The sequence below is a fragment of the Allorhizobium sonneratiae genome, assembly GCF_023700755.1.
In the GTDB taxonomy this organism is placed as follows: Bacteria; Pseudomonadota; Alphaproteobacteria; order Rhizobiales; family Rhizobiaceae; genus Allorhizobium; species Allorhizobium sonneratiae.
In genome coordinates, this window is the sequence record NZ_JAMKOJ010000010.1 from 18,095 (window position 1) to 32,338 (window position 14,244).

The following is a 14,244-nucleotide window of genomic DNA, read 5'->3' on the forward strand; positions in this document are numbered from 1 at the left end:
AACTGTCTGTCCGGACGGCGAAGATTCATCCTACGCCGGCCATGTGAGGGGAGAGGACGGCGTCCCCAGACGCCTCACCGGCCTTCTGTCCTTTGGCCTCCATCAGGCGGCGATAGAGCCGTTCCATCGCCTCTGCCTGCCGTCCGGCCGTGAACCGGCTGGCGCGGGCACGCGCCTTTACCCCCAGTTCGGCGCGCAACAGCGGCTCGGCAATCAGCCGGTTGACTGTGGTGGCGAGTGCCTGCGCATCGCGCCTATCAAAATAGAGGGCGGCCCCCTGCCAAAGCTCGCGATGGGTGGCAATGTCGGACAGCACCAGCGCCGCGCCGCTGCCCGCGGCTTCGAGGACCGAAAGTCCGAACGGCTCATAGCGCGAAGCGGAGACGAAAATCGCCGCTGCGCGGACATCGTCAGCCACCTGTACGGCGGTTTTTTCGCCTTTAGCCATGGCATGGCGGGGCACAAAGGCTGATGCATCCGGGCCTTCGAGCGGGCCGATCATCGCCATCGGCCAGAGAAGCAGGGCCGCCGCCGCATCGATGACAGCACCGTTCTTGCCCTCATCCCACCAGCGCCCGACAGCCATGACCCGGCGCTGTTTGCGGTGAACGCCAAGGCCGGGATGGCGACCGTTATGCACCACCAGAATCTCCGGAAGATCGCCATAGACCGCCCGAAGATGATCCGCATGGCTCTGGCTGGGTGTGACCACGGCATCGGCCCGTTCCATGCCGCGCCGGTTGAGATCGAGATGCCAGCGCCAATCGTCCGGCGGTGCGCTTGCCTTGACGGCCGCAAACCAGCCCGGCACACAGGAATGGCAGACGGTGACGACAGGAATGCCGGTTTCGGCAAGCCCGGCAGCCTGCGAGGGCAGGTTCAGATGGATCAGATCGATGCCTTCCCGCCCGGCAAGCCGGGCAAGCTGCGGCGGGATATCGGCAAGGGCTTTTTCGTCCCGGACCATCCAGTCGAGAGGTTGATCCTGCCATGTCATCATGCCCAGACCATGCGCCTCGGCCCGCTGGGCAGAAGAGGGCGGCGGCCCGAAGCCGGCAAAGACCGTATCGAAACCGCGCGGCTTCAGGGCCGCGGCAAGATCCATGGCATAGCGCCAGACGCCGCCGACAGCATCCAGCGTCATCAGCAGGCGCAAACGGCCAGCTGCTTTTGCCTCTGCAACCGTCATGCCGAAACCCTTTGCGGCAAGGGCAAGGACTGATTTGCCTTGAAACGATGCATCACCAGCCAGTCGGCCAGATGGCGCAGACCTGCCTGCCAGGCGACGGTGGGATGCCATCCGAGCGTGCTTTTCAACCTGTCGGTTCTGGCGACGAAATAGAGCTGATCGCCCGCCCGCCAGTCGTTGAAACGGATGGGAACCGCCTCGCCGGTGATGGTTTCGATCTCGCCGATGACGTCGAGAATGCTCACGGAATTGGCGGGTCCGCCACCGAGATTGAAAACCGTCCCGGCAACGCGGTCGATCGAGCCGAGAACCTGCCGGTACGCGCTGACGGCATCGCGCACATGCAGAATGTCACGCACCTGTTTGCCGTTGCCGTAGACGGTGAGGCCTTCGCCCGAAAGCGCCCGGATGAGGAAATGCGCCACCCAGCCCTGATCCTCCGTGCCGAGCTGATGCGGGCCGTAGATGCAGCTCATTCTCAAGACGGCGGTCGGAATGCCAAAGGTGCTGGCATGATCGAGCACATACTGGTCCGCGGCCCCTTTCGAGCAGCCATAGGGGGTGCAGAAATCAAGCGGACGGTCCTCGCCCACGCCATGTTTGCGGATCTCTTCGTCCTCCGGCACATAGCGGGTCTTTGCTTCAACAAGGGCAATGTCTTCGAGCGCGCCATACACCTTGTTGGTGCTGGCAAAGATTACCGGCGTGCGCCTGCCTGCCTTGTGCACTGCCTGCAATACATTGAAGGTACCGGTCAGATTGATGTCGAAATCCTCGCGCGGATCGGCAAGACTGGTGGTTACCGCCGTCTGGGCGGCCAGATGAAACACAGCACCGGCATCGGCCAGCACATCCTCCATCATCCGCCGGTCGCGGATATCGGTGAGCACGGCTTCCACCCGCTTGCCGTGGCGCGCCTTCAGCCAGGCGAGATTGGCGTCCACCCCCGGCCGGGCGAGATTGTCGATAATGCGCACATCCTTGCCTTCGGCCAGAAAGCTTTCGGCCAGATTGGCGCCGATGAAGCCGCTGCCGCCGGTAATGGCGATCGGCGCACTGGCGCGCTGCAGATGCGGCGCGGCAAGGCCGCACAAAGCCCTGACCCTTTTTACGCCGCCTTCTGCCAGCAGGCGTCCGAGCAGTTTCGGCTGGCCGTCATGGCGGGCGGCACCAAGATGATAATGGCGCGGATCGAACCACAGCCCTTCCTGCACCGGCACATCGGGCGGCACATCGCGCCAGGAATACCAGTAAAGCCGCTCAACCGACTGGTCCATGGCCTGCACGAAGCGGCGCACCTGCTCCATCTCGTCATTGCGCCAGGTGGAATAGCCGGTTTCGGTGATCCATATCTCCGCTTTCGGATTGAAACGGTCAAGCACCATGCGCATCTCGCCGAGATGCATGTCGAAGCCGTTCCAGCTTGCCTCTTCGCTGTCCCAGGTGCCGGGAAAGCCGTGAAAGCCGACAACATCGACGACGTCGAGCACGCCGCGCTCGCCCATCAGGTTCAGCCAGAAGGGATCGAAGGGGCAGGGACCGCCGAGAACCGGGGAAAAGCCGCGCCTTTTTGCCCAATAGGCGGCACCGCCGACCATTTCGCAAAACAGGGAAAAATCCTTATCGGCGCGCCAGTCCCAGTCGAGCAGATTGTTCGGCTCGTTCCACAATTCGATATGGGAAAAATGGTGGCCGTAACGGGTGAGGATATGGTCGATGAAATCGGCATAATCCTTGAGCACCAGCGGCGCACCGGAAGCGCGCCCGGTGCGGGAAAGAGAGGGCGGCGTATAATGCACACAGGGCAGAACGTCGAAGTCTGCCCCCAGTTTCGGCATCAGCCAGTCGAACCAGGCCTCGCCATCGGGCGTCAGATAATCTGCCCAGGAAAGATGGGTGCGCAGGGCGCTCGCGCCGGAACGCTTCAATTCGGCCAGCGTTTCCTCGGCACGGGCATGATCGCCCTTGCGAAACCATTCGACAAAGCCCAAAGCTCCGGCGCCGGTTCGTTTCTGCCCGCCGCGGCTCATCGCACCAGCCCCCGCGCTTCGAGTTCCGCCTTCATATGCTGGCCCTGATCGATGACAGTGCTGCCTTCCACCCAGGCGGCAAAATCGCCAAGTGCCGTCTCCAGCCGGTGTTCCGGCTCAAAGCCCAGCAATTCCCGCGCCTTGGAAATATCGGCATAGCAGTTGCGAATATCGCCGGAACGGGAGCGATGTAGAATCTCCGGCCTGATATCCGGCACACCCATGGCCACGGCGAGAAGATTGGCCACATCCTTGATGGTATAGGACTGGCCGCTGCCGATATTGATCACATGGCCGGAGGCGCGCGGGCTTTCCAGCGCCAGACGGAAGGCGCGCGCCACATCGCGGACATGAACGAAATCGCGCCGTTGCAGACCATCCTCGAAAATCATCGGAGCCTTGCCATTGGCAAGACGGGCGGCGAAATTGGCCAGAACCCCTGTATAGGGATTGGCAAGCGCCTGCCCGGCGCCGAAGACGTTGAAGAGGCGCAACGCCACGGCATCGACACCATAGGCTTCGCCGAAAATCAGCACCTGTTTTTCCTGGCAATATTTGGTCAGCGCATAGATCGAGGCGAGATCGACGGTTTTTTCCTCATCGGTCGCACAGGGTGTCAGCACCGCGCCATCCGGCGTAACCGGGTTCCACAGACCTTCGGATATATCCTTGACCCGGCGGCGCACAGCACCGAAACGGCGCCCCTGACTGTCGGCATAAAGACCTTCGCCATAGACGCTCATCGACGAGGCGACGACGATACGGCCGATCGGGCGACCGATCATCTTTTCCAGCAGAATGGCGGTGCCAAGATCATTTGTGCCGACATAACGCCCGATTTCATACATCGACTGGCCGACGCCCACTTCGGCGGCAAGATGCACGACGCAATCCATGCCCTCCAGCGCCCGGCTGACGAGATCGGCATCAAGCAGATCGCCCTTGATGAAGTCCACACCCTCCGGGATGACCGGGGCCTCCTGATGCACCTGTTCGATGAGGGAATCGATAATGCGGACGCGATAGCCATAGCGCATCATTTCTTCGCAGACGTAGCGGCCAATAAAGCCGCAGCCGCCGGTTATGAGGACATTCCGATCCATTGTTCACCTGAAGGATGTTGAAGAAGGATGTTGAAGCTGATGGGCCTCCAACAAAGCTTCCGATGAATTGTTCCTGTCGATTTCATCCGTTGAAGATGCCGGAACTTTCATGCCGCGCCTTGGTTTGGCGGCAAGACAGGATTTCACGGATGAGGTGAGAGAATGACCAAGACCAAAAGCCGGGCGCTGGCCGAGGAATATCTGCGGCTGGGCGGCAAACGCCGCGTCAAGGTCGATGACAATATCACTCGCGCGCGCGACTGGGACGAGGATCCGCCCGAGGCCGAGCGGTACTGGCAGGAGCGGATTGCGCCTCTTGGCAAAGAAGAACGCCGGGATGTCGAGTTTTTCCTGCCGGACATCAACATGCCCTGAGCAACACTGACCAACCCCTGTTTCAATCTGGAGACACGCCTATGAACATCATCGAGAATGCCGGGGCCGTGCCCCCCGGCGGCGTCATCGTGCGGCTTTATCACTCGGGTGATCAGGTGCGCGGCTATGTGCGGCTGAAGGGGGAGGAGGGCACGGACGATTCCATCCTGCCCGGCGAAGAACTGGAACCGGAGGATGCCTTTATCATCGCCCGGAACCATAATCGCGATCTTTCCACCCCGATTTATGTTGAGCTGAAAGAAGGAGTGACCTTCGATCCGGCCTGGGAGAGGGGTGGGGAGAGGGATGGATCGCGGCCATAAATCCTGTCGAGAACGGCGGCGACCGTCACAAGCTCCCCTGCTGCGGCATCGAAGCCGCGGTTATTATGCAGACGTTCAAGCCAGGAAACGGCGGTGCGTCCGCCCCAGCCATCATCTCCCTCCTGCAGGAGCCTGCGGTGATTGCGGTTATAATGCAGGGCGCGGAAATCATAAAATGAGCCATCGATATTGGCAAAACGTGCGCCGCCCGCCGTGCCATGCAGATCGCAGCTGATGACCGCATCCTGCCCGGCATGAAGCCCCCAGGAACAGGCAAGGCGGATGACGCTACCGCTGGCAAGTGTCAGGCTGGCGACGGCATAGTCCTCGACGCCGTCGTCGCCGGGGTGAAATGGTTTTCCCTGGCGATAAAGCCGGCTTTCGACATGGCGGACCTCTGGAAAGCCCATCAGCCAGAGCGCCAGATCGACCAGATGGACACCGAGATCGATGACCGCGCCGCCGCCGGAAAGTGCCGGATCGTAAAACCACGGTTTGTCCGGCCCATAGGCATTGTGAAACACCAGATCGAGGGCGAAGATCTCGCCCAGTTCACCAGAGCGCACGAGGCCTTCAAGCGCCTGCACGGCACGGCAGCGGCGATAGCAGAGATCGACGCCGAGCAGACGGTCTGCCGCTTTCGCCACCTGCACCACGGTTTGCGCTTCCTCAGCCGTGCGACCGAGCGGTTTCTGGCAAAAGACGGCAAGCCCGCGTTGAAATGCTGCAATCGCCTGATCGGCATGAAGGGCGCTGGGGGTGGCAATCACCACGCCGTCCAGGTCTTCCTCTTGCAGCGCGGCATCGAGAGACGGCACCAGATGCGCCTGTGGCGCATAGCGGGCGGCCTCATCCAGCATCTGTGGATTAGGATCGCAGATCACGCTGGCTTCACCAAGGCCGGTTGCCAGCATGGCCTGCATCCGGTCAAGACCGATCCAGCCCGTGCCGATGAAAGCCAGTTTCAACGGGTTTTGCCCGTTGGATGGCGCAAAGGAGGATTGAATGTCCGTCATGAGAACATCACCACGGCTTTGAGAAAGCCTTCCGGCCTGTCTCGCGTCGCATCCAGTGCCTCGTCAAGGCGCTCCAGCGGATAGCGGTGGGTCAGATAGTCAAAGGGCTGAAGTCGACCGGCCTCGCAGGCTGCAACCGCCTCCCGCATGCCGCCGATATATATGGCAGCGTCCCGCTCATGGGCATTGATCACATCAAGCCCGCGCCAGTTCCACAATTGCATGTTCACCTGTCTCAGCCCGTCCTGATGATAGCCGGCAATCACCAGCCGTCCGCGCTCGCCCGTCAGGTCGGCAGCCAGATCGAGCGGCCATTGCTTGCCCACCGCCTCAATGGTGACATTGCAGAAGCGGCCTCCGGTGAGCTGGTGGACCTGTTCGATGATGGCGAAATGATCGGCAAGGGCGATCACCTCGTCGGCTCCTGCCTGCCGTGCCAGAGCGAGCGCGAAGGGGCGACGCGACAGGGCAATGACCCTGGCTCCTGCCATTTTGCACAGCTGGATCAGCAAAAGGCCGAGAAAGCCTGCGCCGATAATGGCGACACAATCCCCGGCCTTGACGTTGCTGCGTCTGAAAATATTCATCGCACAGCCCAGCGGTTCGCCGGGAAAGGCCCGCCCTTCCAGCCCGGGAGGAAGCGTCACAACGCACTCTTCTGGAGCGACATCATATTCGGCATAGGCGTTTTGAGACAGAACCGCCACACGGTCGCCGGGAGCAAAGGCGGTGACGGCGTCGCCAACGGCATCGATCATGCCCCAGCCTTCATGGCCGAGCCCGCCCGGTGCGGTTGGAAACTTCATCCACTCCGGTCCCTGCCAGGGGCCGAGATTGGAGGCGCAGACGCCGCAGCCTTGCAGCCGGACCCTGACCTCGCGGTCTGCGGGCGCAGGAATGGCGACATCGATCACTTCGATACGACCGGGGCCGGTGAGCCTTGCCGCCTTCATGGTTGCGGATGGGGTTCGGCCTGCTGCATCCATACCGGTCTCCTTCGTGTTTTTGCAGGATCATGGGGCGACCGACGTGAGAAAAAGACTGCGGTTTCTCCTTGGCGATCTCAGCCCTAACCGGGGATGCCTCCTCTTGTTCCTCCTCTGCGGGAGATCGGGAACCTTTCCGTCCCCGGCCTGGTTCGGACGAAAATGAAAAGACAAGAGGCAAACACAATGGACCGGGAAAAGGACATGCCACGGGTAGACGATCCCAATATCAACCCTGTCTGGGACCGCCTGCTGGGCACGGACACCAATACGGGTGCGGTCCGGCTTCTGGCGGCACTCATGGTGTTTTTCCTGTTGGGCGGCGGGATCGTTACGCTTCTCGGAGCGGTCTGACGTGTACGCCAGCGCACCGGAACAATGACAAGGATCCGCCTGTTAGAAAGCGGTATTCACCAAAGGGAGAAAGCCATGCCCACCAAAACGCTGAACGACCTTTTTCATGAGACCCTGCGCGACATCTATTATGCCGAACGCAAGATACTGAAAGCTCTGCCGAAGATGGCGCGCGGCGCCAACAGCGACAAGCTGAAGGCGGCCTTTGAAAAACATCGCAACGAAACCGAAGGCCATGTCGAGCGCCTGCAGCAGATTTTCGAGATGATCGGCAAATCGCCGCGCGGCAAGACATGCCAGGCGATTGAAGGCATCATTGAGGAAGGCGAGGAAATCCTTGAGGAGTTCAAGGGAACACCGGCCCTCGATGCAGGGCTTCTGGCCGCCGCACAGGCGGTGGAACACTACGAAATCAGCCGTTATGGCACGCTGCGCAGCTGGGCGAAGGAGCTTGGCATGAAGGATGCCGTTGCGCTCCTTGAGCAGACGCTTTCGGAAGAATCGAAAACCGATGAAGCCCTGACGCAACTGGCCGAAAAGACGGTCAATGATGCGGCCCAGCAGCGCGCCGCCTGAGCCGCAGAGATAGGCCGAGATGATCGGCACTTCAGGATTTTGTTTTTGCGCATGATTTTATCGAGCCTCGTGAAACCCCCGGTCAAATTATGCGTGGGCGCCCGTGTCTTACCGGTCGTGCGGTGAGCTTAAGACACGGGCGCTTTTTTCATGAACCGCAATCGAGAGCAAAACCGATGAACGGCAAGACGAAGGCTGAAAGACAGACGCAGGCGGAAAAAGACGCGCGCGGTCAGTTCGCTCCCAAACAGTCAGGCGGAGAAAGCGATGGTGTGATGAGCGCCAAGCCGGTCGTCATCACCGGTTCGGAGGATGCGACGGTCGATAAGCGCCCGCCGGAAAAGCATGCGGAGGAAAAGGTCATGCAGCATGACCGCAAGCCGCTCGGCTCGAAAAAACCATGAGGCGAAATGCCCGCAGGCCATGGCCCGGTTCATTCTCACCCGGCAGCAACCGATGCGTGTGGGTCTGCGCATCCTGGAAGAGCGGCTTCTTGCGTTTTGCAGCAGGAGAAATGACCGCAGGGCTTACGGCTCTTCTTCGCGGTAAAGCTCTTCCATCGCCTCCCGTTGATGTTGCCGCTCCCGAGCGTTCAGCTCCCGTTGGCGCAGCAGCGCATAGATGAAGGCGATGGCAAGCAGGATCGGCCCGACAGTAAAGACAAAGCCCCATAAAAGGGTTGACATGGCCGCTCTCCCTGATGGCCGCACATATCCTGCCGAACCGGGAAAAAGCATGAATGTTCCCGATCCCATACGAGTTCTCGCAGGCCGCTGAAAAAGGCGAGCCGGCTGGAACTGGTCTGTTTCGGTCGCCTGCTAGAGATGTTCGCGAATACTGCCGCGCCATTGCAGCGTACTGGCAAGGGTAATTTGTTTGACGAGGCGTCGTCCCGCCAGACGTTCGGCCAGCAGATCGACGGCGGTTTCGCCGATCTGCTCGGCAGGCAGGCGCACGGTGGTCAGCGGCGGATTGAGAAGCCGCGCCATGGGAATGTCGTTGAAGCTGGCGATGGCGATGTCTTTCGGCACGTTAAGCCCCCGCTCCTGCAGGACACGATAGACGCCCATGGCCACATTGTCGTTGCAGGTAACAATGGCCTCTGGCAGAGCAGGCGCCTGAAGCAGGCGGTGGGCAAGCCGGTCACCGAGATTTTCGCCATGGTGATCCGGGCAGGCTTCCGTGAGGCAGAGTGCTGGATCGAAGCTTCCCTGATCCCGCATCCAGTTGACATAGGTTCGGCAGCGGATTTCGCCGAAGGGATCACTGTCGAACTTGCCGATCCAGCCGAGATAGGCGATGCGGCGATAGCCCTTGTCCTGTAGCGCGCCCAGCAATTTGCGCATTGCTACCGACAGATCGCTTGCCGCCGCATCGAAGGCTTCATCGGGTGGAATGGAATCGGCAAAAACGAGATGGCGGCTGTAGCGCGCCAGCCATTCCATCTGCTCCTCCTGAAAGCTGCCGATGGCGATAACGCCGGAGGCATTTTCCAGAAAGGCCGGCTCCGGTCTGGCATCGGTGCCATAGATCCTGACGGTTTCCATTTTCAGCTCATGCGAGCGCCGTTCGATACCAAGGCGAAGCGAGACATAATAAGGATCGGCCAGTTCATGCTCCGGCCTCAGAAAATGCACGATGGCCACCCGGCGCAATGCACTCAGGCCCGCGGCACGGTTGCGCGTGCGCGGCGGGGCGTAGTTCATCGCCGCTGCAGTCTCGATGATGATCCGCCGCTTCTCTTCCGTTATCGACAATGTCGCATCGGAATTCAACACGCGCCAGACCGTGGTCGAGGAAACCCCGGCCGCCTTGGCGATGGTCTTGAGTGTGGCCATGATGCGCTCACGCGATGACGGGTGAAAAAAGCGCGGTTTGACACTGATTTTTCTGAACGTCAAGGTGGCAAGGCCCAGATGGGCTATTGGCGCTCGCCAATGCGCCAGGTTCCCGCGCCACAAACGGCGCTATTTTCCGCGAGATCCGGCAGATCCTCCTTCGCCCCGGATAGCCGCTCACCAATCGATCAATGGCTGACCGGCGACGGGGCTGGTGAAATAGGGAATGCGGTTGCCACGCAGCGAGCCGAGATAGACGGTTTTCAGATCCGGGCCGCCGAAGGTCAGCGAGGCCATCCAGGGGCAGAGTGTACCGGTGGCCGCGCTCATGATCTCGGGCGTCACGCGGCCCTCCTCCCAGGCTTTGTCAAGTTCGGCGGTCTTTTCCGGATTGCCGTCGTCGAGAATAGTCACAAGCTCACCTTCGGGTGTGATCGCCACCAGCCGGTCGGCCATGATCAGTGTGGTCCAGAGATTGCCATAGGCATCGAAGGCGATGCCGTCGCAAAAGCCGCCGACATTCGATGGCCCATAGATTTCCCGGTCCCTCAGCGAACCATCCGGCTGGACGCGAAGACGGGTAATATTGCGCGCGGTGGTTTCGGCGACATAGAGCCATTCCTCGTTCGTATCGAACCGCAGCTCATTGGTGCCGCAGAGATTGTCGGCAACGATGCGTGCACCCTTGTCGTCGATCACGGCGATATAGCCGTCGCGGCTATTGGTTTTCACATGATCGGTCCAGGGGATCGTTCTTGTGGTGACGGTGAGCCACAGGCGTCCCTTGCTGTCGCGGGTGACGAAATTGGCCTTTCCGATCGGCTGGCCGTCGATATTGTCGAGAAGAATGGTGCTGTCGCCATTGCGCTTCATCAGCTCCAGCCGATCCGTGCCGAAATTGGCAATGAGAAAGTCGCCCTCCTTGGTGAAGGCCAGTCCGTTGGGCAGGCTGCCCATGGTGTTGACATAGCGGTCCTCGAAGGAGGTGGCCGCCGAATTGTCCAGCCCCTTTTGCAGGATCAGCTCTTGAGTACCATCGGGGTCGATCCGCATGATGCCGCCGCGCGCATCCGCTGCCCAGAGTGTTCCGTTCTTTTCGGCCAATATGCATTCCGGCCGCTCAAGACCCTCGCCGACAAAGCGGATGTCTTCACGCCGGACCTGAAAACCTTTCAACGGATTGGTCATCTCACATCCTCCACTTTAATTAGTTGTTCGACCAACCAAATAATTTTTCAGACGACTTGTCAATGCGTTCTGCCTGAACTTGTCAATGCGTTCTGCCTGAAACGTCGAAGCGTTTAAAACGATACCGGCAATGGCTGCGGGCGAGAAAACATGAACTTTCTGTTCAGGGTTTCCGTGACGCACTGACACGCTCTATGGCGAAAGCCGGTACACAGGTCTTGAAGCCGGGTCGAAAAGTGGACATGGATTTGATAAGATTGGTTATGCCGTCTATGATCGTGTTCTAAGTTTCTGTTTTTTCATTTCCGGGGACGGTTCACTTTTCCCGCGAGAATGCTTTAAGGGAGCCATGTGTGAAAACCCAGATCACGCCGCAGATGATCGTTCGAATCTGGCGTACTCGCTTTGATCCGAAGGGCAAGGACAGGCTTGTTGCCTATGCCAATGATGTCTCTCTTCCTGTTCTGTCGACGCGTTCCGGTGTGAAGGGGGTTTTCTTCGCTGCAAAGGATGATCAGTGGATCACAACAACCTTTTGGCAAAGCCAGGCCGACATTGACCGTCTTGACGATGATCAGGACTATCAAAGAATTGTCGAGGGTATTCTGGCACTTGGCGTTTTGGGCAGTGATCAGTCCGTGGAAACATTCATCTATGAGGGTGGTTCCACATTGGCGGCGGTGACACCATTTCCCATCTGAGACTGTGGGGATTGTCAGGTCAAAACCAACACGATGTTTTATGCAGACGGGGTAACCTGCGTCAGCAGCCAGGCTTCGAAATCGCGTGCTGCGATTTGTGCCGTCTTGTTCTCCGGTCGCACGATGAAATAGGCATTTTCAGTCTGCATGGGAAGATTGGCCATGGGGGCCAATGTGCCGGATTTGAGCTCGCTTTCGATGAGATAGGTCGGCAAGAGGGCAAAGCCGAGACCTGCGGCGGCAGCCGAGATCACCATGGAGAACTGGTCGAAGCGCGCGCCCTGAAAGGCTTGTGGCAGGTCAACACCGTGATGGCGCGCCCAATCCGACCACAGCTTGGGGCGCGTGGTGAGATGCAGCAGGGGAAGCCTGTCATATAGGCCGGTTTCACCCTCTCGCATGCGACCAACCAGCAAGGGACTTGCAACCGGCAGAACTGTCTCGTGGCACAGAAAGGTTGAGGTGGCATTGGCCCAGGTCGGCTGGCCGAAATGGATGGCAAGATCGAAATTCTCTTCGGCAAAGCTGAAGGGGCTTGAGCGGGATTCCAGTGAAATCGCCACATCGGCATGCTGGTCGAGAAAGTGGCCAAGCCGTGGGACCAGCCATTTCGTTGCGAATGTGGGCAGGGTGGCGATACGCAGGGATTTTGTCATCTGGCCGGTGGCCACGGCGCCAATCATCAGCCGTTCTGCCTGGGCCAGCAACTGCTTGACCTCGGGCAGAAGCCTTTCACCCGCCTCAGACAGAATGACGCGCTTTCTGACACGCTCGAACAGCTTCACCCCGGTCTGATGTTCGAGATCGGCGATCTGGCGGCTCACCGCACTCTGGGTCAGGTTCAGCTCTTCGGCTGCGCGGGAAAAATTCTGATGCCGTGCCGCGCATTCAAAGGCTTGCAGGGTGATGAAGTCAGGCGTGAGGCTTCGGCGTGTGGTCATTCCATTTTCGCATGAACTTATCCGCAATCATCACAACATGACTGCGAAAAACCGCATTATGGTGCATGTTTAGTATGATCTACTGCATAATTCCTTAAATCGGAATCGATTTAAGGTGAAAATTATGCAGCAGATTAAAAGTGTTACAGCGACCTTTGTGCGCCATATTTGGCGCACGGCGCTGTAGCAGAGTTCAAAGGACATGACCATCATGATTGCGAAAGTTTCTCCAGATGATATCCGCGCCCGGTTTTCCGGCGCCATGTCGGCGATGTACCGCGATGAGGTGCCAGCCTATGGAACGCTGATGGAGCTGGTGGCTCGCGTCAATGACGAGACGCTGGCTGAAAACCCCGAGCTTCGGGCACGCCTTGAGGCCAGCGATACGCTGGACCGCATCTCTGAAGAGCGTCACGGTGCCATTCGTCTTGGCACGGCGCAGGAGCTTTCGATGATGGCCCGCATTTTTGCGGTGATGGGCATGTATCCCGTGGGTTATTACGATCTTTCCACCGCCGGTGTGCCGGTGCATTCCACCGCTTTCCGCCCCGTGGGCGAAGCGGCTTTGAAGCGCAATCCCTTCCGTGTCTTCACCTCGCTGCTCAGGCTGGATCTGATTGCCGATACGACTTTGCGCGATGAAGCCGCCGCCATTCTCGCAAAGCGCCAGATTTTTACCCCCGGTGCCATTGCGCTGACCGAAAAGGCCGAAAAGCAGGGCGGGCTGGAGGCCGAGGACGCATCCCGTTTCGTTGCGGAAGTGCTGGAAACCTTCCGTTGGCACGACAAAGCCAATGTGGCGCTCTCCATGTATCACCGCCTGCATGATGCGCATCGGCTGATTGCCGATGTGGTCTCCTTCAAGGGGCCGCATATCAACCATCTGACGCCGCGCACCTTGGATATCGACAGGGTGCAGGCGTTGATGCCGGAATATGGCATTGCCCCCAAGGCCGTGGTGGAAGGCCCGCCGACCCGCAAATGCCCGATCCTGTTGCGCCAGACCTCGTTCAAGGCGCTGGAAGAACCCGTCTCTTTCGACGACGGCAAGGGTGGCTGGCAATCCGGCACCCACACCGCCCGTTTCGGCGAGATCGAACAGCGCGGCATTGCCCTGACGCCCAAGGGCCGCGCCCTTTATGATGCGTTGCTGGACGAGACCCGCAAAATCGTGCGTCCTGCCGCCGATGGTTCCAACGCGGCAGCGTATGAGGCAGCGCTTGCCGATGTCTTCAAGGCGTTCCCGGATGACTGGGCGACGATCCGCGCCGAAGGCCTTGGCTATGTCAGCTATTATCTGACGGAAAAGGCGAGGGCGGACCTGCCATCGACGCTGGATGTGGAACAGCTTATCGCCGATGGCTATATCGGTTTCGATCCGATTGTTTACGAAGACTTCCTGCCGGTCAGTGCGGCTGGTATCTTCCAGTCGAATCTGGGGGATGGCGCACAGCAGGATTTTGTCGCAAGCCCCAATCAGAAGCGCTTCGAAGCCGATCTGGGTGCCGAAGTGCTGAACGAATTCGATCATTATGGCAGCATTGAAAAGGCCTCGCTGGAGGCCTGCCTTGCCGCTTTCGCCCGGCAGATTGCCGCCGAGTAACGCCGATACATTCTGGAGATT

At 59.6% G+C, this 14,244-nt stretch carries 16 protein-coding genes; 7 read left to right on the forward strand and 9 right to left on the reverse strand.

Features of this window, described 5'->3' with window-relative positions:
• Positions 1-25: 25 nt before the first annotated feature.
• The 3 genes from NAC44_RS16855 to NAC44_RS16865 are packed head-to-tail and all read right to left on the reverse strand — an operon-like array spanning position 26 to position 4,322.
• Positions 26-1,189, reverse strand: a complete 1,164-nt coding sequence (locus NAC44_RS16855; protein WP_250942686.1) for a glycosyltransferase family 4 protein — start codon at positions 1,187-1,189, stop codon at positions 26-28.
• Positions 1,186-3,219, reverse strand: coding sequence for an SDR family NAD(P)-dependent oxidoreductase (locus NAC44_RS16860; protein ID WP_250942688.1), 2,034 nt, complete (start codon positions 3,217-3,219; stop codon positions 1,186-1,188). Before NAC44_RS16860 ends, NAC44_RS16855 begins: the two co-directional genes overlap by 4 nt.
• Complete coding sequence (locus NAC44_RS16865; RefSeq protein ID WP_250942689.1) at positions 3,216-4,322, reverse strand: NAD-dependent epimerase/dehydratase family protein; 1,107 nt, start codon at positions 4,320-4,322, stop codon at positions 3,216-3,218. The genes NAC44_RS16860 and NAC44_RS16865 overlap by 4 nt, the downstream gene beginning before the upstream one ends.
• Before the next feature lie 162 nt (positions 4,323-4,484).
• Here NAC44_RS16865 and NAC44_RS16870 point away from each other — a divergent pair, with 162 nt between their 5' ends.
• Together NAC44_RS16870 and NAC44_RS16875 are read left to right on the forward strand one after the other, a co-directional pair.
• The gene (locus tag NAC44_RS16870) at positions 4,485-4,697 is read left to right on the forward strand and encodes a hypothetical protein (RefSeq protein WP_250942690.1); all 213 of its coding nucleotides are present in this window, start codon (positions 4,485-4,487) and stop codon (positions 4,695-4,697) included.
• A 41-nt stretch (positions 4,698-4,738) separates the two neighbouring features.
• Positions 4,739-5,020: a hypothetical protein gene (locus NAC44_RS16875; RefSeq protein ID WP_250942691.1), complete on the forward strand. Its 282-nt coding sequence runs from the start codon at positions 4,739-4,741 to the stop codon at positions 5,018-5,020.
• On the opposite strand, the gene NAC44_RS16880 is transcribed toward NAC44_RS16875, so the two are convergent.
• Both NAC44_RS16880 and NAC44_RS16885 read right to left on the reverse strand, forming a co-directional pair.
• Positions 4,942-6,036 carry a Gfo/Idh/MocA family protein gene (locus NAC44_RS16880; protein WP_250942692.1) on the reverse strand — a complete coding sequence of 365 codons (1,095 nt, stop codon included), beginning with the start codon at positions 6,034-6,036 and terminating at the stop codon, positions 4,942-4,944. The genes NAC44_RS16875 and NAC44_RS16880 overlap by 79 nt on opposite strands.
• Positions 6,033-7,022: an MDR/zinc-dependent alcohol dehydrogenase-like family protein gene (locus NAC44_RS16885; RefSeq protein ID WP_250942693.1), complete on the reverse strand. Its 990-nt coding sequence runs from the start codon at positions 7,020-7,022 to the stop codon at positions 6,033-6,035. The genes NAC44_RS16880 and NAC44_RS16885 overlap by 4 nt, the downstream gene beginning before the upstream one ends.
• A 204-nt stretch (positions 7,023-7,226) precedes the next feature.
• On the opposite strand from NAC44_RS16885, the gene NAC44_RS16890 reads away from it, so the two are divergent.
• The 3 genes from NAC44_RS16890 to NAC44_RS16900 all read left to right on the forward strand — a co-directional run bounded on the left by NAC44_RS16890 (position 7,227) and on the right by NAC44_RS16900 (position 8,356).
• On the forward strand, positions 7,227-7,376 hold the full coding sequence (locus NAC44_RS16890; protein ID WP_250942694.1) for a hypothetical protein: 150 nt from the start codon (positions 7,227-7,229) through the stop codon (positions 7,374-7,376).
• A gap of 75 nt (positions 7,377-7,451) precedes the next feature.
• Positions 7,452-7,952: a YciE/YciF ferroxidase family protein gene (locus NAC44_RS16895; RefSeq protein WP_250942695.1), complete on the forward strand. Its 501-nt coding sequence runs from the start codon at positions 7,452-7,454 to the stop codon at positions 7,950-7,952.
• Between the two features lie 176 nt (positions 7,953-8,128).
• Positions 8,129-8,356: a hypothetical protein gene (locus NAC44_RS16900; RefSeq protein ID WP_250942696.1), complete on the forward strand. Its 228-nt coding sequence runs from the start codon at positions 8,129-8,131 to the stop codon at positions 8,354-8,356.
• A gap of 123 nt (positions 8,357-8,479) precedes the next feature.
• Here the strand turns inward: NAC44_RS16900 and NAC44_RS16905 are convergent, their stop codons facing one another.
• From NAC44_RS16905 to NAC44_RS16915, 3 genes are all read right to left on the reverse strand, one after another.
• Positions 8,480-8,638, reverse strand: a complete 159-nt coding sequence (locus NAC44_RS16905; RefSeq protein ID WP_250942698.1) for a hypothetical protein — start codon at positions 8,636-8,638, stop codon at positions 8,480-8,482.
• A 132-nt stretch (positions 8,639-8,770) separates the two neighbouring features.
• Positions 8,771-9,790, reverse strand: coding sequence for a LacI family DNA-binding transcriptional regulator (locus NAC44_RS16910; protein WP_250942699.1), 1,020 nt, complete (start codon positions 9,788-9,790; stop codon positions 8,771-8,773).
• A gap of 177 nt (positions 9,791-9,967) precedes the next feature.
• Positions 9,968-10,978, reverse strand: coding sequence for an SMP-30/gluconolactonase/LRE family protein (locus tag NAC44_RS16915; protein WP_250942701.1), 1,011 nt, complete (start codon positions 10,976-10,978; stop codon positions 9,968-9,970).
• A gap of 353 nt (positions 10,979-11,331) precedes the next feature.
• Between NAC44_RS16915 and NAC44_RS16920 the strand changes: the two genes are divergently transcribed.
• Entirely contained in the window at positions 11,332-11,679 is a 348-nt protein-coding gene (locus tag NAC44_RS16920; RefSeq protein ID WP_250942702.1) for a hypothetical protein, read from the forward strand.
• A gap of 38 nt (positions 11,680-11,717) precedes the next feature.
• Here the strand turns inward: NAC44_RS16920 and NAC44_RS16925 are convergent, their stop codons facing one another.
• A complete protein-coding gene (locus tag NAC44_RS16925; protein ID WP_250942704.1) occupies positions 11,718-12,620 on the reverse strand; it encodes a LysR family transcriptional regulator in 903 nt (300 codons plus the stop codon).
• A 202-nt stretch (positions 12,621-12,822) separates the two neighbouring features.
• Between NAC44_RS16925 and hglS the strand changes: the two genes are divergently transcribed.
• The gene (hglS, locus tag NAC44_RS16930) at positions 12,823-14,223 is read left to right on the forward strand and encodes a 2-oxoadipate dioxygenase/decarboxylase HglS (protein WP_420839972.1); all 1,401 of its coding nucleotides are present in this window, start codon (positions 12,823-12,825) and stop codon (positions 14,221-14,223) included.
• Positions 14,224-14,244: the final 21 nt, after the last annotated feature.

Bases quoted from the DNA above. Each gene is read 5' to 3' on its own strand.
- NAC44_RS16865 (WP_250942689.1), bottom strand. From the start codon at position 4,322: ATGGATCGGAATGTCCTCATAACCGGCGGCTGCGGCTTTATTGGCCGC.
- NAC44_RS16875 (WP_250942691.1), top strand. From the start codon at position 4,739: ATGAACATCATCGAGAATGCCGGGGCCGTGCCCCCCGGCGGCGTCATC.
- NAC44_RS16900 (WP_250942696.1), top strand. From the start codon at position 8,129: ATGAACGGCAAGACGAAGGCTGAAAGACAGACGCAGGCGGAAAAAGAC.
- NAC44_RS16855 (WP_250942686.1), bottom strand. From the start codon at position 1,189: ATGACGGTTGCAGAGGCAAAAGCAGCTGGCCGTTTGCGCCTGCTGATG.
- NAC44_RS16870 (WP_250942690.1), top strand. From the start codon at position 4,485: ATGACCAAGACCAAAAGCCGGGCGCTGGCCGAGGAATATCTGCGGCTG.
- NAC44_RS16910 (WP_250942699.1), bottom strand. From the start codon at position 9,790: ATGGCCACACTCAAGACCATCGCCAAGGCGGCCGGGGTTTCCTCGACC.
- NAC44_RS16895 (WP_250942695.1), top strand. From the start codon at position 7,452: ATGCCCACCAAAACGCTGAACGACCTTTTTCATGAGACCCTGCGCGAC.
- NAC44_RS16915 (WP_250942701.1), bottom strand. From the start codon at position 10,978: ATGACCAATCCGTTGAAAGGTTTTCAGGTCCGGCGTGAAGACATCCGC.
- hglS (WP_420839972.1), top strand. From the start codon at position 12,823: ATGACCATCATGATTGCGAAAGTTTCTCCAGATGATATCCGCGCCCGG.
- NAC44_RS16885 (WP_250942693.1), bottom strand. From the start codon at position 7,022: ATGGATGCAGCAGGCCGAACCCCATCCGCAACCATGAAGGCGGCAAGG.
- NAC44_RS16880 (WP_250942692.1), bottom strand. From the start codon at position 6,036: ATGACGGACATTCAATCCTCCTTTGCGCCATCCAACGGGCAAAACCCG.
- NAC44_RS16890 (WP_250942694.1), top strand. From the start codon at position 7,227: ATGCCACGGGTAGACGATCCCAATATCAACCCTGTCTGGGACCGCCTG.
- NAC44_RS16925 (WP_250942704.1), bottom strand. From the start codon at position 12,620: ATGACCACACGCCGAAGCCTCACGCCTGACTTCATCACCCTGCAAGCC.
- NAC44_RS16905 (WP_250942698.1), bottom strand. From the start codon at position 8,638: ATGTCAACCCTTTTATGGGGCTTTGTCTTTACTGTCGGGCCGATCCTG.
- NAC44_RS16860 (WP_250942688.1), bottom strand. From the start codon at position 3,219: ATGAGCCGCGGCGGGCAGAAACGAACCGGCGCCGGAGCTTTGGGCTTT.